This window comes from Shewanella sp. ECSMB14102 (assembly GCF_000813075.1).
Lineage (GTDB): Bacteria > Pseudomonadota > Gammaproteobacteria > Enterobacterales > Shewanellaceae > Shewanella > Shewanella indica.
On record NZ_JWGX01000150.1, the window covers coordinates 1 to 370 of the forward strand.

1 rRNA gene is annotated in these 370 nt (G+C 54.3%); it reads left to right on the top strand.

The window, feature by feature from the left end:
* A 16S ribosomal RNA gene (locus RC73_RS19740) occupies positions 1–349 on the top strand; the annotation flags it as partial.
* Positions 350–370: the final 21 nt, after the last annotated feature.

The window sequence follows — 370 nt, forward strand, 5'->3', positions numbered from 1 at the left end:
TCAAGTCATCATGGCCCTTACGAGTAGGGCTACACACGTGCTACAATGGTCGGTACAGAGGGTTGCGAAGCCGCGAGGTGGAGCTAATCTCATAAAGCCGGTCGTAGTCCGGATTGGAGTCTGCAACTCGACTCCATGAAGTCGGAATCGCTAGTAATCGTGGATCAGAATGCCACGGTGAATACGTTCCCGGGCCTTGTACACACCGCCCGTCACACCATGGGAGTGGGCTGCACCAGAAGTAGATAGCTTAACCTTCGGGAGGGCGTTTACCACGGTGTGGTTCATGACTGGGGTGAAGTCGTAACAAGGTAGCCCTAGGGGAACCTGGGGCTGGATCACCTCCTTACCTAAGCGATAATTGGTGCTT